23 protein-coding genes and 1 riboswitch are annotated in these 19,578 nt (G+C 73.3%); of the genes, 6 read left to right on the top strand and 17 right to left on the bottom strand.

The features are described 5' to 3' along the window. Positions 1-44 precede the first annotated feature (44 nt). From FJ658_RS13690 to FJ658_RS13650, 9 genes are all read right to left on the bottom strand, one after another. Positions 45-665: an ATP-binding protein gene (locus FJ658_RS13690; RefSeq protein ID WP_255447742.1), complete on the bottom strand. Its 621-nt coding sequence runs from the start codon at positions 663-665 to the stop codon at positions 45-47. Then, positions 658-1,425, bottom strand: a complete 768-nt coding sequence (locus FJ658_RS13685; protein WP_141145955.1) for an energy-coupling factor transporter transmembrane protein EcfT — start codon at positions 1,423-1,425, stop codon at positions 658-660. Before FJ658_RS13685 ends, FJ658_RS13690 begins: the two co-directional genes overlap by 8 nt. After that, complete coding sequence (locus tag FJ658_RS13680; RefSeq protein WP_141145954.1) at positions 1,422-3,068, bottom strand: ABC transporter ATP-binding protein; 1,647 nt, start codon at positions 3,066-3,068, stop codon at positions 1,422-1,424. Before FJ658_RS13680 ends, FJ658_RS13685 begins: the two co-directional genes overlap by 4 nt. 2 nt (positions 3,069-3,070) lie before the next feature. Further along, positions 3,071-3,718, bottom strand: a complete 648-nt coding sequence (locus FJ658_RS13675; RefSeq protein ID WP_141145953.1) for an ECF transporter S component — start codon at positions 3,716-3,718, stop codon at positions 3,071-3,073. 46 nt (positions 3,719-3,764) lie between these two features. After that, positions 3,765-3,866, bottom strand: a riboswitch (TPP riboswitch). A 23-nt stretch (positions 3,867-3,889) separates the two neighbouring features. Next, a complete protein-coding gene (locus tag FJ658_RS13670) occupies positions 3,890-4,771 on the bottom strand; it encodes a glycosyltransferase family 2 protein (RefSeq protein ID WP_141145952.1) in 882 nt (293 codons plus the stop codon). 25 nt (positions 4,772-4,796) lie between these two features. Beyond that, positions 4,797-5,564, bottom strand: coding sequence for a YidC/Oxa1 family membrane protein insertase (locus tag FJ658_RS13665; RefSeq protein WP_141145951.1), 768 nt, complete (start codon positions 5,562-5,564; stop codon positions 4,797-4,799). Between the two features lie 158 nt (positions 5,565-5,722). Then, a complete protein-coding gene (locus FJ658_RS13660; protein ID WP_141145950.1) occupies positions 5,723-6,022 on the bottom strand; it encodes a hypothetical protein in 300 nt (99 codons plus the stop codon). 67 nt (positions 6,023-6,089) lie between these two features. Further along, the gene (locus FJ658_RS13655) at positions 6,090-6,584 is read right to left on the bottom strand and encodes a GNAT family N-acetyltransferase (RefSeq protein ID WP_219995776.1); all 495 of its coding nucleotides are present in this window, start codon (positions 6,582-6,584) and stop codon (positions 6,090-6,092) included. A 28-nt stretch (positions 6,585-6,612) separates the two neighbouring features. Further along, positions 6,613-7,371 carry a M23 family metallopeptidase gene (locus tag FJ658_RS13650; protein ID WP_181408457.1) on the bottom strand — a complete coding sequence of 253 codons (759 nt, stop codon included), beginning with the start codon at positions 7,369-7,371 and terminating at the stop codon, positions 6,613-6,615. A gap of 322 nt (positions 7,372-7,693) precedes the next feature. On the opposite strand from FJ658_RS13650, the gene FJ658_RS13645 reads away from it, so the two are divergent. Continuing rightward, on the top strand, positions 7,694-9,025 hold the full coding sequence (locus tag FJ658_RS13645; protein ID WP_141145948.1) for an acyltransferase: 1,332 nt from the start codon (positions 7,694-7,696) through the stop codon (positions 9,023-9,025). 3 nt (positions 9,026-9,028) lie between these two features. Here FJ658_RS13645 and FJ658_RS13640 read toward each other — a convergent pair whose 3' ends face one another. Beyond that, a complete protein-coding gene (locus FJ658_RS13640; RefSeq protein WP_141145947.1) occupies positions 9,029-9,877 on the bottom strand; it encodes a DUF3097 domain-containing protein in 849 nt (282 codons plus the stop codon). A gap of 160 nt (positions 9,878-10,037) precedes the next feature. Here FJ658_RS13640 and FJ658_RS13635 point away from each other — a divergent pair, with 160 nt between their 5' ends. Beyond that, complete coding sequence (locus tag FJ658_RS13635) at positions 10,038-11,081, top strand: zinc-binding dehydrogenase (protein ID WP_141145946.1); 1,044 nt, start codon at positions 10,038-10,040, stop codon at positions 11,079-11,081. Between the two features lie 143 nt (positions 11,082-11,224). Here FJ658_RS13635 and FJ658_RS13630 read toward each other — a convergent pair whose 3' ends face one another. The 4 genes from FJ658_RS13630 to FJ658_RS13615 form a co-directional block, all read right to left on the bottom strand. Further along, the gene (locus FJ658_RS13630; protein WP_141145945.1) at positions 11,225-11,977 is read right to left on the bottom strand and encodes a hypothetical protein; all 753 of its coding nucleotides are present in this window, start codon (positions 11,975-11,977) and stop codon (positions 11,225-11,227) included. A gap of 136 nt (positions 11,978-12,113) precedes the next feature. After that, entirely contained in the window at positions 12,114-13,661 is a 1,548-nt protein-coding gene (locus FJ658_RS13625; protein ID WP_141145944.1) for an MFS transporter, read from the bottom strand. A gap of 94 nt (positions 13,662-13,755) precedes the next feature. Then, on the bottom strand, positions 13,756-15,276 hold the full coding sequence (locus tag FJ658_RS13620; protein WP_255447740.1) for a methyltransferase: 1,521 nt from the start codon (positions 15,274-15,276) through the stop codon (positions 13,756-13,758). Positions 15,277-15,341: 65 nt separating this feature from the next. After that, positions 15,342-15,716 carry a VOC family protein gene (locus tag FJ658_RS13615; RefSeq protein WP_141145943.1) on the bottom strand — a complete coding sequence of 125 codons (375 nt, stop codon included), beginning with the start codon at positions 15,714-15,716 and terminating at the stop codon, positions 15,342-15,344. A gap of 182 nt (positions 15,717-15,898) precedes the next feature. On the opposite strand from FJ658_RS13615, the gene FJ658_RS13610 reads away from it, so the two are divergent. The 3 genes from FJ658_RS13610 to FJ658_RS13600 all read left to right on the top strand — a co-directional run bounded on the left by FJ658_RS13610 (position 15,899) and on the right by FJ658_RS13600 (position 17,715). Further along, positions 15,899-16,528, top strand: a complete 630-nt coding sequence (locus FJ658_RS13610) for a TetR/AcrR family transcriptional regulator (protein WP_141145942.1) — start codon at positions 15,899-15,901, stop codon at positions 16,526-16,528. Positions 16,529-16,605: 77 nt separating this feature from the next. Continuing rightward, positions 16,606-17,094, top strand: a complete 489-nt coding sequence (locus FJ658_RS13605) for an FBP domain-containing protein (RefSeq protein WP_141145941.1) — start codon at positions 16,606-16,608, stop codon at positions 17,092-17,094. Between the two features lie 99 nt (positions 17,095-17,193). Next, the gene (locus tag FJ658_RS13600) at positions 17,194-17,715 is read left to right on the top strand and encodes a pyridoxamine 5'-phosphate oxidase family protein (protein ID WP_141145940.1); all 522 of its coding nucleotides are present in this window, start codon (positions 17,194-17,196) and stop codon (positions 17,713-17,715) included. A 28-nt stretch (positions 17,716-17,743) separates the two neighbouring features. On the opposite strand, the gene FJ658_RS13595 is transcribed toward FJ658_RS13600, so the two are convergent. Then, positions 17,744-18,250 (bottom strand): SRPBCC family protein, encoded by a 507-nt coding sequence (locus FJ658_RS13595; RefSeq protein ID WP_141145939.1) that lies wholly within the window; start codon positions 18,248-18,250, stop codon positions 17,744-17,746. Positions 18,251-18,258: 8 nt separating this feature from the next. Further along, complete coding sequence (locus FJ658_RS16190) at positions 18,259-18,432, bottom strand: hypothetical protein (protein ID WP_181408456.1); 174 nt, start codon at positions 18,430-18,432, stop codon at positions 18,259-18,261. A 131-nt stretch (positions 18,433-18,563) separates the two neighbouring features. Here FJ658_RS16190 and FJ658_RS13590 point away from each other — a divergent pair, with 131 nt between their 5' ends. Then, positions 18,564-18,995 (top strand): YdeI/OmpD-associated family protein, encoded by a 432-nt coding sequence (locus tag FJ658_RS13590; RefSeq protein ID WP_141145938.1) that lies wholly within the window; start codon positions 18,564-18,566, stop codon positions 18,993-18,995. A gap of 5 nt (positions 18,996-19,000) precedes the next feature. On the opposite strand, the gene FJ658_RS13585 is transcribed toward FJ658_RS13590, so the two are convergent. Continuing rightward, entirely contained in the window at positions 19,001-19,525 is a 525-nt protein-coding gene (locus FJ658_RS13585) for a GNAT family N-acetyltransferase (RefSeq protein WP_181408455.1), read from the bottom strand. Between the last annotated feature and the right edge of the window lie 53 nt (positions 19,526-19,578).

The raw sequence follows: 19,578 nt of genomic DNA, 5'->3' as shown, positions 1-19,578 counted from the left end.
CATCCGGGCGACATCGCGCACGTCGGCGCCGAAAACGTTTCGGATCAGCTTCCGGCGATGTCGCCGGTCTGCGTCGTGGAGTGGATGCGTCCGTGCGCGACCGGCGGGTAGCCGCCCTCGATCACGAGATCGGCGAGCTCGCGCGGTCGCTCCCGCGCGGCGAACGCCTCCTCCTGACGCGCCCAGCGCTCCCAGTGCGGGGCATAGGCGTCGCCGTCGCGCGCGAGCGCCCGGCGGCGGCGCTCGACGTCGTCGAGGTCGATCCAGACGCCGAGGTCGGCGAGCGCGCGGTTCGCCCGGCTGAGGGCGCCGCAGCCCTCGATCACCAGCGACCGCTCGCCGAGATCAGGCAGGGGATGCCAGGCCGCCGGGCGGTCGGCCTCCCAGTCCCAGCCGGTGAAGCCGGGATCGTCGGCGCGCAGCACGGTCTCGTGCACGGCGCGGCTGCCCGCATCCAGTCCGTCCCAGCCCGGGTAGAGCTCGTCGAGGCTGAGCAGGCGCGCGCCGAGCAGGGGCGCGAGGTCGCGGCCGAGGGTCGTCTTGCCGGCGCCGGAGCGGCCGTCGACGAGCACGACGGGATGCGCGGCGCGCGCCCGGGCCGCGTCGGCGATCCGCGCCAGCACGGCGGCGGCCGCGGTGTCCGCGGTGTCGGCGATCTCAGCCACCGATGAACCGCCAGCTCCCGGTCACCACGGCGGCGGTCACGGCGACCGCGGCCACGAGCGCGCCCACGCCGATCAGCGCGACCTCGGCCCGGCCGAACCGCGAGGGGCGCGCCCAGGTGCGCGGGGTGTCGCCGCCGAATCCGCGCGCCTCCATCGCCGTCGCGAGCAGGCCGCCGCGGCGCAGCGCGAGCACGAGCAGGCCGAAGCACTGCCGCACGAGCGCGCCCGGGCCGCGGTGGTCGCCGAGTCCGCGGGCGCGTCGCGCGAGCGTGATCGCGCGCCAGTCGTCGTGCAGCAGGGCGAGCATCCGCAGCCCGGCGAGCGCGCCGATCACGAAGCGCTGCGGCAGGCGCAGCACCTGCCCGAGGCCGTCGGCGAGGTCGGTCGGGTCGACACCGGCGAACAGTACGACAGCCGGGAGCGCGATCGCGAGCACGCGCAGCAGCGACGCGATCGCGAGCAGCACCGAGCCCTCGGTGACGTGCACGACCGCCCAGGAGAACAGCACGGCGCCCGACGCCTGGCCGTAGAGCAGGATCGTGACCGCGCCGAGCGGCGCGACGATCCAGACGATGCGGGTCACCCGCCAGAAGCGGCGCCAGCCGATGCCGGTGAGCGGCATGAGCAGCAGCTCCAGCGCGAGCGCGACGCCCGCCGACACCGGGTCGATCGTGAAGACGAGACCGAGCACGAGCGGCACCGAGGCGAGCAGGCGCGCGACCGGGTTGACGGCGGCGACGCGCGCCGCGATCGCGCTCACGGGCGCGCCCGATCCTGCAGCGCCACGGGAGCCCCGGCGGAGCCCGCAGCGGGGAGGCGGGTGTCTCCGCCCGCGGTGTCGGGTCCGGCCGCCAGCCGCAGCTCGCGGGCGCCGAGCGCCGCGATCAGCTCGTGATCATGCGTGACCGCGACGATCGCGCAGCCCTCGGCCCGCACCTCGTCGAGCAGGGCGACGAGCTCGGCCCAGCCCGTCGCATCCTGGCCGAAGGTAGGCTCGTCGAGCACCAGGATGCGCGGCCGCGTCGCGAGCGCCGTGCCCACCGACAGGCGCCGCTTCTGCCCGCCCGAGAGGCTGAACGGGCTCGCCCCCGCGAGCGGAGCGAGGCGCAGACGCTCGAGCAGCTCGTCGACACGGGCCTCGATCTCGTCGCGGGGCCGTCGCAGCTCGCGCGGCCCGATCGCGAGCTCGTCGCGCACGGTCGACGCCAGGAACTGGTGCTCGGGGTTCTGGAACACGGCGCCCACGCGCGTGAGCAGCTGCCGCGAGCGCCAGCGCCACGGGCGTGCGCCCGCTCCCGCGGCGAGCCCGTCGCCCGCGCTCAGCTCGCCGGACTCCGGAGGGAGGAGTCCGGCGAGCGTGAGGGCGAGCGTCGACTTGCCGGCGCCGTTCGGCCCGGTGATCGCGAGCACCTCGCCGGCGCGCAGGTCGAGCTCGATCCCGGTCTGCACGGGCGCGCCGCGTCGACGCGCGACGGCGAGATCGCGGGCGACGAGCAGCGGCGCGTCGGCGACCGGGTCGATGGATGCGGTGCCGGGCTCGGCGACGGACACGGTCGCGAACACGGCCGCGGCACGCCGCCCCGGCACCCAGACCCCGCGGGCCGCGAGCATGCCGCCGAGCTCGCCCGCGGCCTGCTCCGGCGTCGTATCGGCGATCAGCCCGCCGCCCGGGTCGATCACGACGACACGCGTCGCGAGCGGCCACCACAGATCCACGCGATGCTCGACGATCACTGCGGTCGCGCCGGTGTCGGTCAGCACAGCGGCCACCGCATTCCGCACCTCGACGGCGCCCTCGGGGTCGAGGTTCGCCGTCGGCTCGTCGAGCAGCAGCAGCTCGGGGCGCATCGCCAGCACGCCCGCGAGCGCGAGCCGCTGCTTCTGCCCGCCCGACAGCTGGTGGGTCTCGCGGTCCGGATCGAGGCGCAGCCCCACGGCCCGCTGCGCAGCGTCGACGCGGCGCCAGATCTCCTCGCGCGGAACGGCCAGGTTCTCGGGGCCGAAGGCGGTGTCGTCGCCGACGCGCGCCATGATCATCTGCGCATCCGGGTCCTGCAGCACGAGTCCGGCGCGACCGCGCGCATCCTGCGCCCGCTCCCCCGCGATCAGCAGCTCGCCCTGCGCCTCCCCGTCCTCGTCGCCGCCGAGCACGCCCGCGAGCGCGGCGAGCAGGGTCGACTTGCCCGACCCCGAGGGACCGAGCAGCAGCACCCGCTCGCCGCGCGCGACGCGCAGGTCGAGGCCGCTGACGGCGGGCGCGCGGCGGCCGGCGTGTCGCCAGCCCCAGCGCCGCGCATCCACGACCCACTCGGCGCCCGACGCGTCCGCGGTCGAGGTGCCGGGGACCGCCGCGGCGCCGACACCGGCACCCGCGTCCGTCCCCGACACCTCCGCACCCGCCATGCTCAGACCTCGGCGCGCAGCTCGCGTCCCGAGGCGAAGCGGCTCAGCACGCCCGTCGCGGCGAGCGCGCGCGTCACGAGCCAGCCCAGCAGGCCCGCGAGCACCGCGCCCGACACGATCGACGACACCAGGTAGGCGATCGAGAAGGTCGGTCCCGATCCGGCATACCAGAAAACCAGGTCGTTGATCGCACCGGCGAGTCCGGCACCCGCCCCCGCCAGCACGGCGACCGGAAGACGCCCCGAGTAGAGGAAGACGAGCAGCACGAGTTCGGCGCCGAGCCCCTGCACGAGGCCCGCCTCGATCGTCGGCAGCCCGCCCCACTGATTGCCGACGAGCGCTGAGACGACCGCGGCGACGACCTCGGTGAAGATCGCGGCGCCGGGCTTGCGGATCACGAGCCCGCCGATGACACCGGCCAGCAGCCACGGGCCGTTGACGAGCCCCTGGATGCCGGGCAGCAGCGGCTCGATCACGGCCTTGGGCGCGAGGTATCCGACATTCCAGGCGAGGAATACGAACCCGAGCGCGACGCCGAGCACGGCCGCGACGACGATGTCGACGACGCGCCACCGCCAGACGATGCGGCGCTTCGGGCGCGCGGGAGAGCCGGCCGGGCCGGGCGAGACGGAGGTGGATGATGCGGTCACTGACGTGCCCCTTCCCTGAAGGTGGGCACGGGATGGGGCGGCGGCGCCGGCCCGTGAGATGCCTCCCTGCGCCGGCATGATCCGGATCAGGTTCGACGGTCGAAGCTTGGAGAAGCTTCCTCTCAGCCCGGCTCACCGGACTCCCGTGTTCTGGGCGCGAGTCTAGCGCGCTCAGTCCTCGCGGATGCGCCCGGCCCCGCCCGCCTGAGCGGCCTCGGTCAGCTGCGCCGTCATCCGCCGCAGCTGCTCGGTGCGCTGCTGCACGTCGCGCACGCCCTTGAGCAGCGGATAGATCGTGGCGAACACGATCATCGGCGCGCGCAGCGCGGGGTTGCGGATCGCGTGCGCCGCATAGGTGCGCTCCCACCGCCCCACGTAGTGGTAGTACTGCCGCGGGTTGTCGTCGAGGCGCCGGGCCGACATCCCCGCCACCAGGTCGGAGTCGTAGACGACCCGGTGTCCGCGCTCGAAGAGGTGGATCGAGAGGTCGATGTCCTCGTGGAACTCGTCGGCCTCGTCGCGGCACACGTGCGCCCGGATGTCGCGCCAGGCGCTCGCCCGCAGCGCCATGTTGCTGCCGAAGAGGAAGTGGTAGTCGTCGGCGAGGCGCAGGATCGCCCGCCGCACGCGGTCGTCGGCGCGATGCCCGAAGCGGCGCAGCGGCATGTCGTAATAGGCCACCGGGCCGGTCGCCGCGCCGACGGTCTCGTCGCTGAAGATGCGCTGCGCCTGCGCCACCCAGTCGGGCTCGAGCACCGAGTCGGCGTCGATGCGCGCCAGCACGTCGCCGGTCGCCGCGTCGAGCCCGAAGTCACGGGTCGGGATGAGGCCCTGCGCCGCATCCTGCTTCAGCAGCCGGACCGGGGCGTCGGGATGCGAGGCCTGCAGCGCCTCGACGATCGCCGCGGTGCGGTCGGTCGAGAGGTTGTCGACGACGAGGATCTCGTGCGCCGGCGTGGTCTGCTCGAGCGCCGCCGCGACGCAGTCGGCGATCGTCGACTCCTCGTTGTACGCCGGGATGACGATCGACACCGACGGCACAGCTGACGCCATGCCCCGACCCTAACCCGCGTCGGGCTCAGGATGCGGGAGCCGGGCGCTCAGGACGACCGGGTCGCCCAGGCCGCGGGTCGACGCCGAGCCGCGGCCACAGCACCTGGCGCATCACGGCCCGCTCCCCCAGCGTCCAGGCGGTCGACGCGGCCAGGTAGAGGGTCGCCGCCAGCGGCACGATCGCGGCGAAGACGACCGTCAGGAACGGCATCCAGCCGAGAACCCGCGCGAGCGTGCCGCTGGCCGCGGCGAGCGCGGGGTCGGCCAGCTGCTGGGCCTGACGCCGGTGGAACCACGCGACCACCGCGATGATCGCGAGCACCGTCACGCCCACCCAGGCCGAGGGGTCGAGCCGCAGCAGCGCGTCGAGCGGGTGCTCGCCGAGCGGCGCTCCGCCGAGGGTCGCCGAGAACAGCGGATTGACGGCGCCGCCGATGCGGGGCTGGGTGAAGACGCCGTAGACCAGGCCGAGCACGGGCGCCTGCGCGAGCGCCGGCAGCATCCCGGCGAAAGGCGACACCTTCTCGTCGCGATAGAGGTCGAGGGTGGCGGCCTGCAGCTTCTCGGGGTTCTTCGCGTGCCGGCGGCGCAGCTCGGCGAGGCGCGGCGCGAGCCGTCGGCGATGACCCTCGGCGCGCACGACCGAGGCGTTGACGGGGATGAGGGCGAGGCGGATCAGCACGGTCACGATCACGATCGCGACGGCCGGGGTGACGAGCGATCCCAGCGCGCCGAGCGCCTGGGATGCGGCCGCGAGCAGCGCGGCCACGACGGGGATGTCGAAGGGGTTCATGGAAGTCGGCTCCTGCCAGAGAAGGGGAACGGGTCGGCGATGACCGACGGGTCCCCTCGCAGCGGACGCACGACGTGCCGGACGATGACGCGCGCAGGCGCCGTCGGGAGACGGCGGAGCGCGTCGCGGCGGAGCGCGATCGAGGTGCTGCGGGCGGACTAGGCGGCCGGCAGGAGCGAGCCCGGGGCTCGCGGGCGCGCGTGACCGCGGGCGTCGGGATGCGACGCGGGCGGGGCGAGCAGCAGCTGCGGGCGACGCGGGCGCGCGGCCCCCTGCGGCGGTGCCGCGGTGGAGCCGGTGACCCGCAGCAGCACGAGGGCCGCGACGACGGCCGCGCCGGCGAGCGAGAGCACGACCAGCAGCGCGAGCGACAGGCCGAGCAGGTCGGCGGCGCCGTCGGCGAGCAGGCCGATCAGCGCGGCGACGCCGCGCACGAGACCGATCTGCTGTTCGAGCACGAGGTCAGGCTAACCCCGGGTGGATGCACGAGAGCCGTGCATCCGGGGCTGTCCGCTCCTGGCGCACTCAGTCGACCGGCGCGGCGAGCAGCGAGACCACGAACTCGCCGCCCTTGGTCGACTGGCGCCCGACCTCCTCGAACCCCATGCGCGCGTGGAACGCGAGCGAGCCCGGATTCGGCGGGTCGACGTTGACCTCGCAGTCGACCTCGCCGAATCCGGCCAGCCGCGCGCGGTCGAAGACGGCCTCGTAGAGGCGCCGGCCCACGCCCTGACCGCGCAGGCGCTCGTCGAGCACGATGCGGTCGACATAGAGGAAGCTGTCGGAGCGCTCGGCGAACCAGCGGTAGTTCTCGCTCGCGTAGTCGAGGCCGGGCTCCATCGCGAGCAGGAAGCCGGCGACCTCGCCGTCGTCCACCGCGACCGCGATGGCGCTCTCCGCGACCAGCGCGCGCATCTCGTCGACACCCGTGATCGGCACGGCCGGATGCGCGGCGTCGTTGATCGCCACGAGCGCGGCCAGGTCGTCGGCGGAGATCGGACGGATGACGGGGGCGCTCACCCGACCACGCTACCTGTCGCGCCGAGGCTCAGGAGTTGACGTGCGCGCGCATCCAGGCGAGGGGCTCGATGGCCTTGCCGCCGACGAGGATGCCGAAGTGCAGATGGGCGCCCGTGCTCGCGCCGGTGCTGCCGACCGCGCCGAGGATCTGCCCGCGCGTGATCACGTCGCCCTTCTTGAGCTTCATGGTGCCGGCGAGCATGTGACCGTAGACGCTCTCGACGACCTCGCCGTCCTGGAAGGTGTGCTTGACCGTGACGTGCCAGCCGAGCTCTCCGCCGGTGCCCGACTCGCTCACGACGCCGTCGGCGATCGCGAGGATCGGCGTACCCATGCCGGGCACCCAGTCGATGCCGTGGTGGTTCGACGAGCAGACGGCGCACGGCGCGGGCCGCGGGCCGAAGTAGCTCGAGATGCGAGTGCTCGGGTCGAGCGGCCACATCACCTGGTCGAGCTGCTCCACCTCGTAGCCGTCGCGCTCGGCCGAGACCGCGCTGACGGCGGCCGGCACCTGCAGCGCCGTGGGCAGGCTCGCGCTGGTCGAGGCGAAGGCCGCGGCCTGACGGTGCGGGTCGGCGGCCGAGATGACGTCGGCGGCGGCGGGCGCCTCGTGCACGCCGATGAGCGCGAGCGAGAACAGGGCCGCGCTGATCGCGACGACCGGGCGCTTGAGGTGCAGGAAGCCGCCGAGGCGCACGTCGGGAACCGGACGCGGGGCTGCCACGGCACGACGACGGTAGGCGGGCGCGGGGGCGACGCGATGCGTGGCGCGGCGGGCTCGGGTCACGTCGTTCTGCTCCTGGTCGGGTTCGGGGCGGATGCGGGCGGCCCGCATTCACGACGGCGAGGGCACGCCGACGCATCCAGGACATCGGCGCGGGGCGACGCGGCGATGTCACGCGGGGACTCCCCCAGCCCGCACGACGCGGTCAGATGCGTCGGAGCCGGGAAGGTCGACATCCAGTGTGCCCCGACCCTCCTGGCAGAAGCCTGACCGGAGCCCGGCGAAGTGCTGGCCCTCTCCTCCCCTGGCACATGCCCGCGACGGAATCCCACAACCCAGGCGACCCCTGATCCCGGCCGCGACCCGGCCGCCCTAGGGTGGCGGAGTGACCGACGCCGCCGCGAAAGCCTCCGCGATCGACCTGTCGAAGCGCGACCTCACGCTCGACATCGCCCGGGTGTTCTGCGTGCTGCTCGTCGTGGTCATCCATCTGCTGATGGTGGGGGTCGGCCGGGATGCGACGGGCGCGCTCGTCGTCTCGCGTCCGCTCGAGAACCAGGCCTGGTTCGCCGGCGTCACCTGGGCCGGCCAGATCATGCCGCTGTTCTTCGTCGTCGGCGGCTTCGCCAGTCTGACCGCCTGGCGCAGTCTCGTGCGTCGCGGCGGATCGGCCGCCGACTACGTGCGCAACCGCGTGCTGCGCCTGGCCCAGCCCGCCCTGCCGCTCTTCCTCTTCTATGTCGTCGTGCTCGGCGGCGTTCAGCTCTCCGGTCTCGTCGATCCCGAGCTGATCGATGTCGTGGCGACCGGCGCCGGGGCGCCGCTGTGGTTCATCGCCGCCTACACGCTGTGCCAGGCGATGGTGCCGGTCATGGTGCGGTTCCACACCCGCGCACCGCGCGCGACGCTGCTGGTGCTGCTGGCCGGGGCGGTGATCGTGGATGCGCTCCGCTACTCGACCGGGATCGACATGATCGGCGTGGCGAACCTGTTCTTCGTCTGGCTGCTCGTGCAGCAGATCGGGTTCTTCTACGCCGACGGCTGGTTCGCCGCCCGGCGGTGGTGGCAGCTGCTGCTGCTCGCGGCCGTCGCCTACGCCTCGCTCGTCCCGATGACGGTCTGGGGCCCCTACGCCGACGACATGCTCACGAACCTCAATCCCCCGACGCTGCCGCTCGTGGCGCTCGGGCTCGCGCAGGCCTGCGTGCTGCGCCTGCTGCGCCCGGCACTCTCGGCCCTCATGCGCACGCGCGGCGCGCGGGCGGTCGTCTTCCTCGTGGGCACCCGACTGATGACGATCTACCTCTGGCACCTGCCGCTCATCATCATCCTGTCGGGCGTGCTGCTGCTCATCCCGGGTGCGAGTCCGCAGCCGGGCACGGCGAGCTGGTGGTGGAGCCGGCCGATGCTCTACCTGGTCGTGCTCGTGGCGCTGTTCGGTCTGTCATTCCTCGTCGGGCGCTGGGAGGCGCCGCGCGAGATCACGGCGACCCCGCCGCTCGCCGTCGTCGTGACGGCGGCCGCGCTGACCTTCGTGCCGGCCTTCGCGGTCATGGAGTGGTTCCTCGACCTCCGCTTCGCGGTGATGGGCTCGATCCTGCTCACCGCGGCGGTGCTGCTGCTCGGCCGCTGGCCCGCGGCATCCACCCGCTCGAGCTCGACGAGCCGGTCCGGCGACGCGTCGACCCGGCCGCCGTCGCCGCTCAGTCGCGCGTGACGCTCAGTCGCGCGTGACGAAGTCGATCAGCTCCTCGACCCGGCCGAGCAGCGCCGGTTCGAGATCCTGGTAGCTGCGCACCCGGGAGAGGATGCGCTGCCAGGCCGCCGCGATGTCGGCCTGGTCGTCGTGCGGCCAGCCGAAGGCGGCGCAGATGCCGTGCTTCCACTCCACGTTCCTCGGGATCGTCGGCCAGGCCGCGATCCCGAGTCGCGCCGGCTTCACCGACTGCCAGACATCGACATAGGGATGCCCGACGATCAGCACATCGGCGCTCTGCAGGCGCTCGGTGATGCGGCTCTCCTTCGAGCCCGGAACGAGGTGGTCGACCAGCACGCCGATGCGGCGCTGCGGGCCCGGGCGCACCTCGGCCAGCACCTCGGCCAAGTGATCGACGCCCTCGAGGTACTCCACGACGATGCCCTCGCCGCGCAGGTCGGCGCCCCACACCTTCTCGACGAGCTCGGCGTCGTGCCGGCCCTCGACGTAGATGCGGCTGGCTCGTGCGACGCGCGCCGGCTGCGGCGTGCGGGCCGCGACCGATCCGGATGCGGTGCGCAGCGCGGTGGCCGAGGCCGGCCCCCGCGGCGCCGGCACGAGCACGACCGGCGCACCGTCGACGAGGAAGCCGCTGCCGATCGGGAACACGCGCACCTTGCCGTGCCGATCCTCGAGCTCGACCGTGCGTCCCTGCATCCGCACGAGCGCGCCGACGAAACCGGAGTCGGCCAGCTCGAGCACGAGCCCGGGCTCGGCCGGCACCTGCCTCGGCGTCACGCGGCCGGCCGAGCGCCAGTCGCCCGAGAGCACATCGGATCCGTAGCGGTCGTTCGGGTCGGGCGGCGGGGTCACCCGGGAAGGCTAGAGCGCCCGCGGCGCCGCGCGGCGGCGGCGCGCCTGCCCGCGGCGCTAACGTGAAGGCGCGGCACCACCGCCTCCCTCTCCCCTCGTCGGAAGGACCACCCATGCCCTCCACCCTCACGCCGTCCGCACAGCACCGGAGCGTCGCCTGATGCGCGCCGCCGTCATCCACGGCGCCCGCTCGGTGCAGATCGAGGAGCGACCCGAGCCGCGCATCCAGGGTCCGCGCGACGCGGTCGTGCGCGTCGTCGCGGCCTGCGTCTGCGGCTCGGACCTCTGGGGCTACCGCGGCGTCCGGCACTCCGAGGGACCGATCGGGCACGAGCTGGTCGGCGTCGTCGAGCAGCTCGGCGACGACGTGACCGACATCGCCGTCGGCGACTTCGTGATCGCGCCGTTCTCGCTCAGCGACGGCAGCTGCCAGGCCTGCCGTCACGGCATGAGCGCCGCTTGCGACCACGCCACGTTCTTCGGCGGCAAGGACGCCGAGGGCGAGCGCGTCGACGGCGCGCAGGGCGAGCGCGTGCGCATCCCCTTCGCCGACAGCTCGCTCGTGGTCGTGCCCGGCCCGATCGACGAGGAGCTGATCCCCCACCTGCTCACCCTCGCCGACGTCATGTCGACCGGGCACCACGCCGCCGTCTCGGCCGGCGTCGGCCCGGGCGACGTCGTCGCGGTCGTCGGCGACGGCGCCGTCGGACTCTGCGCCGTGCTCGCCGCGCACCGCCTCGGCGCGAGCCGCATCATCGCGATGAGCCGCAACCCCACCCGTCAAGCGCAGGCGACCCGCTTCGGTGCGACCGACATCGTCGAGGAGCGCGGTGACGAGGCGCGCGGCGCCGTGCAGGCCCTGCTCGACGGCGACCTCGTGGATGCGGTGCTCGAGTGCGTCGGAACCAAGGAGTCGATGGCGCAGGCCCTCGCGGTCGTGCGCGGCGGCGGCCGCGTCGGCTACGTCGGCGTGCCGGCCGAGGGCACGGAGCTCAAGGTGCAGCAGCTGTTCAGCCGCAACGTGTCGGTGAGCGGCGGCATGGCCCCGGCGCGCGACTACATCCCGACGCTGCTGCCCGACGTGCTCGACGGCACGATCCGCCCCGGCGAGGTCTTCGACCTGGAGCTGCCGCTCGACGAGGTCGCCGAGGCCTACGCCGCCATGGACGAGCGCCGCGCGATCAAGGTGCTGCTCAAGCCCTGACGACCGGCGCTCATGACGGACGGCGTGCGACCCGGGATGTTCCCGGCTCGCACGCCGTTCCTCGTGTCGGGATGCGCGCGGTCTGGACCCGCGGCATCCACGTCTCTCGCGCGGTCAGCAGACCGGCCGCGGAGACGGCGGGATCAGAACCCGAAGTCTCCGAAGTCGCCGCCGAAGTCTCCTCCGCCGAAATCCCCTCCGCCGAAGTCGCCGCCGGAGTCCGCGCTCGCGGTGTCGACGCCGGCGTCGCCGCCCGAGGCGTCGCTCGAGCCCGAGTCCCCCGAGCCGGAGTCGCCCGAATCGCTGGCCGTGTCGCCCGCGCCGCCGTCCCACGGCAGGAACGCGCTGACGAGCGCCGAGCCGATGACGTAGCCCGCGACGGTTCCGAGCAGCGAGCTGCCGATCATGGCGCCCATGCCGGGCCCGCGCTGCTGCTGGGCGTTCTGCCCGACGTAGCGCTGCGACTCCGGGTGCTGGCCGTACCCGGGGCTGCCGTACTGGCCCTGCCCGCCCGCGTTCGCGGCGCTGCTCGCGCCGAAGGCACTGCCCGACATGACCCGCTCCATGCTGCCCGGCTGGCGGAACTCCGCCCGGGTGGCGGCGCGGGCGAGGGTGGCGGGCTCGCTCGACAGCGGGCGCTCGCCCGTGCCGGCGCCGCGGCTCAGCTCCTCGTAGATCATGGCGCGCTGCTCGTCGGTCAGCTTCGCGAAGGCCTCGCGGTGCACCTGCTCGATCGTCTCGGGCGGGGCGGTGCGCAGCAGATAGCGGTAGCGCTCGATCGCGATCTCGTCCTGACTGCGCGCGTCGTGCTGCGGTCGGGGCGCGGTATCGGTCCGTCGGGGTGCGCTGTCGGTCGCGGTGTCCTCGCTGCCGAACAGCCGGTCCAGGAATCCCATCGGTCGTCCTCCTCTTGCCCTCACGCTAGGCGCGAGGGCTGAGGACGCACTGTGCCGATCCTGGGATGACGAGGGGATGCGGTGGGAGTCGCCTGAGCGCCGGCCCGCACCGCTCGACGAGCGCCGCCGGGGGCCGCTACCGGCCCTCGGCTTCCTTCGCCTCCTCCTTCTCGATGAGGGTCAGCGGATCGGTGACGGCCTCGAGCTGCTTGCGCTCCGCATCCACGCCGAAGATGAAGGTGACGATGCCGCCGACGAGCATGATCGCCGAGCCGAGGAAGTAGCCGATCGTGATCGGGCCGCGGTCGCTGCCGTCGCCGATCATGGCGCCGTAGATGAGCGGGGCGAGCGAGCCGAAGATCTGCGCGATCGAGAAGAAGTAGGAGATCGCCTGGCTGCGCACCTCGAGCGGGAAGATCTCGCTGACGGTCAGGTAGGCGGCCGAGGCGCCAGCCGAGGCGAGGAAGAACGCCGCGCACCAGAAGATCGTCTGCGTCACCGCGTTGAGCGCATCCGCCTGGAACAGGATCGCCGACACGGCGAGGATGACGCCCGAGCCGCCGTAGGTGAGCAGCACCATCTTGCGGCGCCCCCAGCTGTCGAACAGTCGGCCGAGCACGAGCGGGCCGACGAGGTTGCCGATCGCGAACGGGAAGAAGTAGTAGCCGGTCTGCGACTTGTCGATGTCGTAGAAGTTCTGCAGCGCGAGCGCGTAGCTGAAGAAGATCGCGTTGTAGAGGAACGACTGCGTGATCATCATGGTCGCGCCGACGAGGGTGCGCTTCGGGTACATCCTGAAGAACACCTTGGCCAGGATGTGGAACGGCACCCGCTCGTGCGACGTGAGCTCGATCGCGCGGTCGTCGCCGACGGGCTCGAGCTTCTTCCCCTGCGCCTCGACCTCCTTCTCGATGCGGTCGACGGTCTCCTCGGCCTCCTTCTCGAAGCCGTGGGTCATCTGCCAGCGCGGACTCTCGGGGATGTGGCGGCGCAGGTAGATGATGATCAGTCCGAGCACCGGACCGATGAAGAACGACAGGCGCCAGCCCCAGTTGTCGACCCAGTCGGAGCCGAACGTGTCGCTGTTGAGGAAGATCAGGTTGGCGGCGGCGCCGAGCGCCGCCCCGCCCCAGTAGGTGCCGTTGATCGCGATGTCGACGTGGCCGCGGTAGTGCGAGGGGATGAGCTCGTCGATCGCCGAGTTGATCGCGGCGTACTCGCCGCCGATGCCGGCGCCGGCCACGAACCGGAACACCCAGAGCACGATGATGCTCGCCCAGTGGTTGTCGAAGTTCGGCGTCACGCCGGCGAGCGCGCTGCCCGCGAGGTAGATCGCGAGGGTCAGGATGAACAGCTTCTTGCGACCCAGCCGGTCGGAGAGCCGGCCGAAGAACAGGGCGCCGACGACCTGGCCGACGAGGTAGACGGTTCCGGTCGCGCCGATCTCGGCCGAGTTCATGTCGAACTCGGTGGCGTAGCCGTTCTGCGAGACGATCTGGATCTCGAGTCCGTCGAGGATCCACGAGACGCCGAGACCGACGACGATCATCCAGTGGAACCGGGCCCACGGCAATCGGTCGAGACGGGCCGGCACGAGGCTGCGGATCGTCCCCTTCCTGCCTGAGCCGGATGCGGCAGCACCCGAGGTGCTCGGGCTGCGCTGGGGGTCGATCGCGTCGGTCATCGTCGCTGGTGTCCTTACCCGTCCGGGTCGGACCCGGGCGACGGCCGCGACGTTACTCCCGGCCGGGCAGCCGGTGTGAGTCTCGCTCAGGCTCTCAGGGAACGACCAGACCGCAGTGGATGAGCTCGATCGTCTCGGCGCGGATCTCGATCAGCACGGCCCGCTCGTCCTGCTCGAGCAGCTGCGCGATCGCGCCGGCGAGCACGCCCAGCGCGAGCTCGCCGTCGGAGGCGCCGACGGCCGCGGAGACGGCCGGCGAGACCTGCAGGCTGCGCCCGAAGCCGCCGCCCTGGCGCAGCACGAGCGCCGACGGGCTCTCCTCGCCGGGCCAGTGGCTGCGCTGCTCGGTCACGTCGGGCGCGACGCGGAAGGCGTGGTCGTCGACGCCGTCGGGGCCGAGCGCGGCGAGCGCGTCGTGCGCCGCGAGCACGGCCGAGAGGTGCGGCCCGAGTCCGGCGGGGTTCTCGCCGAGGGCCTCGGGGATGCGCTCCGCACGCTGCAGCGGCTGATGCGTCGGCGCGCCCTCCGCCGGGCGCCGCAGCAGCACGTAGCCGAATCCGATCTCGTCGACGCCGCGCTCGGCGAAGTCGTCGAGCCAGGCGCCGACGAGCGGTTCCCACTCCGGCCCGCCGGGCTTCGTGCCGCCGTCGCGGATCCACGTCTCGGCGTAGCGCGCGGGGTCGATTCGCTCGCGTTCGATCATCCAGAACTCGAGCCGCGCATCCTGAGCCCAGGCGGCGGCGCGGTTCAGCCCGTCGACGCCGTCGCGGTACTCCCAGTTGCCGAGCAGCTGGGCGACCCCGCCGGGCTCGAGGTGCTCGGCGGCACCGGCCACGACCGCGGCGACGAGCGCATCGCCGACCATGCCGCCGTCGCGGTACTCGTACTCGGGCACTCCCCCGCGGCGCGGCGTGATGACGAAGGGCGGGTTGCTGACGATGCGGTCGAAGCGCTCGCCCGCGACGGGTTCGTAGAGGCTGCCGAGCCGGAACTCGATCGTGTCGACGCCGTTGAGCGCGGCGTTGAAGCGGCCGAAGTCGAGCGCACGTTCGGAGATGTCGGTGGCGACGACCTGGTCGGCGAAGCGGCTGGCGTGCAGGGCCTGGATGCCGCAGCCGGTTCCGAGGTCGAGCACGCGGCGCGCGCGGTCGGGCAGCATGAGCCCGCTCAGGGTGGCGGAGGCTCCGCCGATGCCGAGCACGTGGTCGGTGCGCAGCGCCTGGCCGGTGGCGAGCTCGCCGAGGTCGCTCGCGATCCACCAGGCGGTCACGCCGAGCGCGTCGACGACGGAGTAGGGGCGCAGGTCGATCGCACCGCGCAGCAGTCCGTCGTCGCCGGCCGCGAGCAGCCCGCCCTCGACCGCCGCGGCCGCGCCGGTGGTCGGCAGGGCGGCCGCGACGTCCGCGGCGGCGACGCCGTCGCCGAGCACGAAGAGCCGGGCGAGCACGGCGGCCGGCTCGGTGCGGCCGGCGAGCGCGCGCAGGGCGGGCACCCGGTCGGCGCGCTGCAGGGCGTCGTCGGCGACGTCGCCCCAGAGGCCGCGCATCCGGTCGACCGTGTAGACGGCCCGGTCGAGGTCACGGCGCAGGGGGTCGGCGAGGCTCAGATGCAGCACGCGGCCATTCTCTCGCGGCGCTCGGCGGCGGAGCTCCGCCCGAGTGCCCCCTTCGGGAGAAGGGCTCAGCCGTGGATGACGGAGAAGATGTTGCCGAAGGGGTCGGTGAACCAGGCGATGTCGGGTCCGTGGCCGCGCATGGCGCCGTCGTCGTCCTGCGGCATCCCCTCGTAGCGGATCGGCTCGAGACCCGATTCGCCCAGCTCGCGGATCGCGACGCCCACGTCGGCGACCTCGAGGTTGAGCACGGTGTAGGTCGCCGGCTCGTGGTTCTCCTTGGGATAGAGGATGACGCTGCCGCCGCCGGGCAGGGAGAGGCGCGTGATGCCGCCCATCCCGGCGTCCTCCACGTCGAGGCCGAGGACCCGGCCGTAGAAGTCACGCGCCCGCTCGGGGTCGGAGACCGAGAAGCCGCTGAAGGCGCCGGTGGTGGTCAGCATGGATGCGTCCTCTCGGTCAGACTTCTGAGGGTCACGTGATCGCGGTCGGGACCGGGACGCGCCGTTCGATGCGTCCGAATGGATCGCCGATCATGTGTACGCTGTCAACAATCCCACAGCGAGCGCGGGTCGTCCAGAGTCGGCGCGTCGCCCGTTGCACCACCGCCGAGCCGAGGAGCCGCATGAGCGCACCGCAGCGGTCGACCTACCGCCACGGCGACCTGCGCCAGGCGCTCGTGGGTGCGGGCCTCGAGATGGCGCGCGAATCCGGCCCCGACGCGGTCGTGCTGCGCGAGGCCACCCGCCGGGCCGGCGTCTCGCCCAACGCCGCCTACCGGCACTTCGCCGACCGCACCGCACTGGTCGGCGCCGTGAGCGACGCCGCCCTCGGCGCGGTCGCCGAGGCGATCGAGGAGGAATGGGAGCGCATCGACCGCCGGGGCGACGCCGCCGCGGTCGCGCACGCCGAGCTCGAGGCCGTCGGCATCGGCTACCTGCGTTTCGCCCGCGACGAGCCCGGACTGTTCCGCGCGGCGTTCACGGTCCCCCGCGATCTGGAGTCGGCGCTGAGTCCCGACAAGGCCGGACCCCGCGGACGCACGCCGTTCGAGCTGCTCGGCATCGCCCTCGACGACCTCGTCGCCGCCGGCGAGCTGCCCGCCGAGCGACGGCCGGGCGCCGAGCTGCTCGCCTGGTCGGCCGTGCACGGACTCGCCATGCTCGCGCTCGAAGGGCCGCTGCACGACCTCGATCCGGAGCTCGCGCGCCAGACCGGCCGCCGCGTGATCGGCATGGTCGACCGCGGGCTCTGAGCCGCGGGCTCTGAGGCCGCATCCCACCGCATCCACCCCGGCGCTCGCGCGGGGGCGTGAGTAGGCTGACCCGCACCATGAGGCCGCTGACCGAGTCCGAGATCCGCGAATCGATGGTGAACGCCCCGGCGGGCGAAGCCGCGCGCATGCCCATGCCCGGATTGCACGAGGTGATCTGGGACGAGCGCGAGTTCCTCGGCTGGCGCGATCCGCAGGCGCCGCAGCGCGGCTACGTCGTCTTCTGGAACGACGACGAACCCGTCGGGCTCACCCTGCGCGCCGCCGAATCGCAGCTGCCCGCCGGATCGGCGATGTGCTCGCTCTGCCAGACCCTGCAGCCCGCGAGCCAGGTGCGCATGTTCTCCGCCCGCCGCGCCGGCGAGGCCGGCGAGCGCGGCAACTCGGTCGGCACCTACATCTGCGCCGACCTGGGCTGCTCGACGCTGATCCGGATGCGCGCGCCCGGAACCGAGCTGCGCCACGATCCGGGCGAGGTCGTCGCGCACCGCGCCGCGGGTCTCACGCAGCGTCTCGCCTCCTTCACCGAGCGGGTCGTCGCGGCCTGACGACGCCGCGATCGCGTCGCCTGGATGCGGGTGGCGCGTCGCCTGGACGTCGGCGGACAGTGACGCCGGGCGATCGCGCGCGGGTGCGAGCGTGGGGCCATGACCGACGACGCCGCCACCCCGAACCCCGACGACGACCTCGCGACCGTGCGCCGCATCCTCACCTCGGCCCGCACCGCGACCGTGACCTCGCGCGCCGCCTCCGGCGCCCTGCACAGCCGACCGCTCGCCCTGCTCGAGCACGGCGTCGACGGCACCGAGAACTTCGCGGGCTCGCTCTGGTTCTTCACCGCCGACCCGAGCGAGAAGACCGACGAGATCCGCCGGCATCCCGAGGTCAACGTGTCGGTGGCCGACGGCAAGGGCCACCTGTCGCTCAGCGGGCGCGCGAGCATCGACCGCAGCCAGGCGCGCATCGACCTGCTCTGGAACCCGTGGGCCGAGGCCTACTTCGAGGGCGGGCGCGAGGATCCGGCCGTCGCGCTGCTGCGCGTCGACGTCGACTCGATCGAGTTCTGGGATCTCGACCGCCCGGCGCTGCGTCGCGTCGTCGAAGTGGCGGCGGCGCTGATCGCGCATCGGCCGCCCGAGATCGGCGAGAGCCGCACGGTCGAGCTCTGAGTCACGGCGACGTTCGGCGGAGCGCGCCTCAGTCGACGGGGCGCGCCGCGGCGCCCGTCACGAGCTCACCCGACTGCCGCGCGATGGCCGGCAGCACGCTGCGCATGTAGGGCGCCCAGAAGAGTCGGACGATCAGGTGCACGATCGGGCCGCGGCCGGGCAGCGGGTGGAAGGCGTAGGTCCAGTGGATGCGCGTCCCGCCGGTCTCCTCGGTGAAGACCCACTCGGCGCGTGCCCCCGACACGAGGCGGCCGAACAGCTTCGCGAACCGGCTGAGCTCGTAGACATGGCGGCTTGGCACATCCACCTCGACGACGGTCTCGATGACCGAGCCGCCGTCGGACAGGTGCAGCCGGCGGTGCGCGCCGATCTGATCGAAGGCGGCGGTCTGCTCGCTGACCGAGGTCACCGCCGGCAGCGGGCCGAATCGCGGGTAGAAGGCCGCCGGATCGGTGGCGACCGTCGTGGCGAACACTTCGGCGAGCGGAGCGGCGACCACGATGTCGACGCTCGCGGCAGCCGGGCGACCTGCCATCGGCGGACCTAGTCGAGCTTCTCGAGCAGGTGGAACGGGATGATCAGCGAGATCGCGATCGCGGCCAGACCGCCGGCGAACATCACCAGGTGGTAGGGCTCCGGCACGGCGAAGGCGTAGCCGAACAGGAAGAACGCGCCGACGAAGAGCACGAGACAGACCAGGAACGCGAACACCTTCATGCGGCACAGCCTACCGGCGCAGGGCGGCGCGTCCGGAACCCGCGCGGCGGGCGTTCCACCGGAAGGGCGGATGCGCGAGGATCGATCCGGACCCGACCCGGTGTCGGCACGTCATCGCCACAGGAGGCGCCATGCCCACCTTCCACACGACCCTGTTCCAGATGGGCAACAACGTCGGCATCGAGGTGCCCGAGGATGTCGTGCTCGGCTTCGGAGTCGGCAAGCGCGTTCCGGTGCGGGTCACCCTGAACGGCTTCGGCTACGCCTCGACGATCGCGGTCATGGGCGGGCGCTACCTCATCCCCGTGTCGGCGGCGATCCGCAGGTCGGCCGGCGTCGCGGGCGGCGAGGAGCACGACGTGACCCTCGAGCTGGATGCGGGCGAGCGCACGGTCGAGGTGCCGGCCGAGCTCGCGGCGGCGCTGGAGTCGGCGGGATCGCGCGCGGCCTTCGACGCGCTCTCCTACTCGGCACGCAAGGAGCACGCGCGCTCGGTCGCCGAGGCGAAGGCCGAGGCGACGCGGGAGCGGCGCATCCAGAAGGTGCTCGACAGCCTGGGCTGAGCGGCTCAGCTCGCGGGTCGCTCGCGCACCCACGCGACGAGAGCTCGCGCGACCTCGGGATCGGCGGGCTCCTGCACGCCCACCCGCGTGAAGCCGGCACGCAGCAGCGTCGGCGGCGAGGCCTCGTCGTCGAGGCGCGTGTGCACCTCGACCCGCTCGATCGCCGCATCCTCGAAGCCGAGGCGGCAGAGCGCATCGACGAGCGGGGCGCCGTAGCCGCGCCCGCGGAACTCCTCGGCCACCTCGTAGCTCAGCTCGAGCGCGCCCGCGGCCTCCGAGCGCAGCCCGCCGTCGCCGATCAGCCGGCCGGTCTCAGCGTCGAACGCCCAGTACATCCAGCGCGCCGCCGCCTCGGGCGCGCGCTGCAGCGCATTCGCCACCCAGAGGAACGCGGTGACGTCGAAGGGCCATCCCGCGGGCAGGGGCGATCGCAGCGCCTCCGCGAGCTGGTCAGGATCCCGGAAGTACGCATCGAGCTGATCCAGGGTCGCGGGCTCCAGTCGGATCCGCGAGCCGTCGATGTCGGCCATCGTCGTCATGCTCGCGCAGTCGACGCGCACGGGTCAAGCGCCCCGTGCGGGGT

Source organism: Schumannella sp. 10F1B-5-1, assembly GCF_006517535.1.
GTDB lineage: Bacteria > Actinomycetota > Actinomycetes > Actinomycetales > Microbacteriaceae > Schumannella.
The sequence above is the reverse complement of the archived record's forward strand: the minus strand, read 5'-3'. Positions and strand labels throughout refer to the sequence as shown.

What these genes read in the sequence shown, in the direction of transcription:
- FJ658_RS13680 (WP_141145954.1), bottom strand. Translation starts at nt 3,068, where the DNA reads ATGGCGGGTGCGGAGGTGTCGGGGACGGACGCGGGTGCCGGTGTCGGC.
- FJ658_RS13670 (WP_141145952.1), bottom strand. Translation starts at nt 4,771, where the DNA reads ATGGCGTCAGCTGTGCCGTCGGTGTCGATCGTCATCCCGGCGTACAAC.
- FJ658_RS13665 (WP_141145951.1), bottom strand. Translation starts at nt 5,564, where the DNA reads ATGAACCCCTTCGACATCCCCGTCGTGGCCGCGCTGCTCGCGGCCGCA.
- FJ658_RS13635 (WP_141145946.1), top strand. Translation starts at nt 10,038, where the DNA reads ATGCGCGCCGCCGTCATCCACGGCGCCCGCTCGGTGCAGATCGAGGAG.
- FJ658_RS13630 (WP_141145945.1), bottom strand. Translation starts at nt 11,977, where the DNA reads ATGGGATTCCTGGACCGGCTGTTCGGCAGCGAGGACACCGCGACCGAC.
- FJ658_RS13625 (WP_141145944.1), bottom strand. Translation starts at nt 13,661, where the DNA reads ATGACCGACGCGATCGACCCCCAGCGCAGCCCGAGCACCTCGGGTGCT.
- FJ658_RS13615 (WP_141145943.1), bottom strand. Translation starts at nt 15,716, where the DNA reads ATGCTGACCACCACCGGCGCCTTCAGCGGCTTCTCGGTCTCCGACCCC.
- FJ658_RS13610 (WP_141145942.1), top strand. Translation starts at nt 15,899, where the DNA reads ATGAGCGCACCGCAGCGGTCGACCTACCGCCACGGCGACCTGCGCCAG.
- FJ658_RS13605 (WP_141145941.1), top strand. Translation starts at nt 16,606, where the DNA reads ATGAGGCCGCTGACCGAGTCCGAGATCCGCGAATCGATGGTGAACGCC.
- FJ658_RS13600 (WP_141145940.1), top strand. Translation starts at nt 17,194, where the DNA reads ATGACCGACGACGCCGCCACCCCGAACCCCGACGACGACCTCGCGACC.
- FJ658_RS13595 (WP_141145939.1), bottom strand. Translation starts at nt 18,250, where the DNA reads ATGGCAGGTCGCCCGGCTGCCGCGAGCGTCGACATCGTGGTCGCCGCT.
- FJ658_RS16190 (WP_181408456.1), bottom strand. Translation starts at nt 18,432, where the DNA reads ATGAAGGTGTTCGCGTTCCTGGTCTGTCTCGTGCTCTTCGTCGGCGCG.
- FJ658_RS13590 (WP_141145938.1), top strand. Translation starts at nt 18,564, where the DNA reads ATGCCCACCTTCCACACGACCCTGTTCCAGATGGGCAACAACGTCGGC.
- FJ658_RS13585 (WP_181408455.1), bottom strand. Translation starts at nt 19,525, where the DNA reads ATGGCCGACATCGACGGCTCGCGGATCCGACTGGAGCCCGCGACCCTG.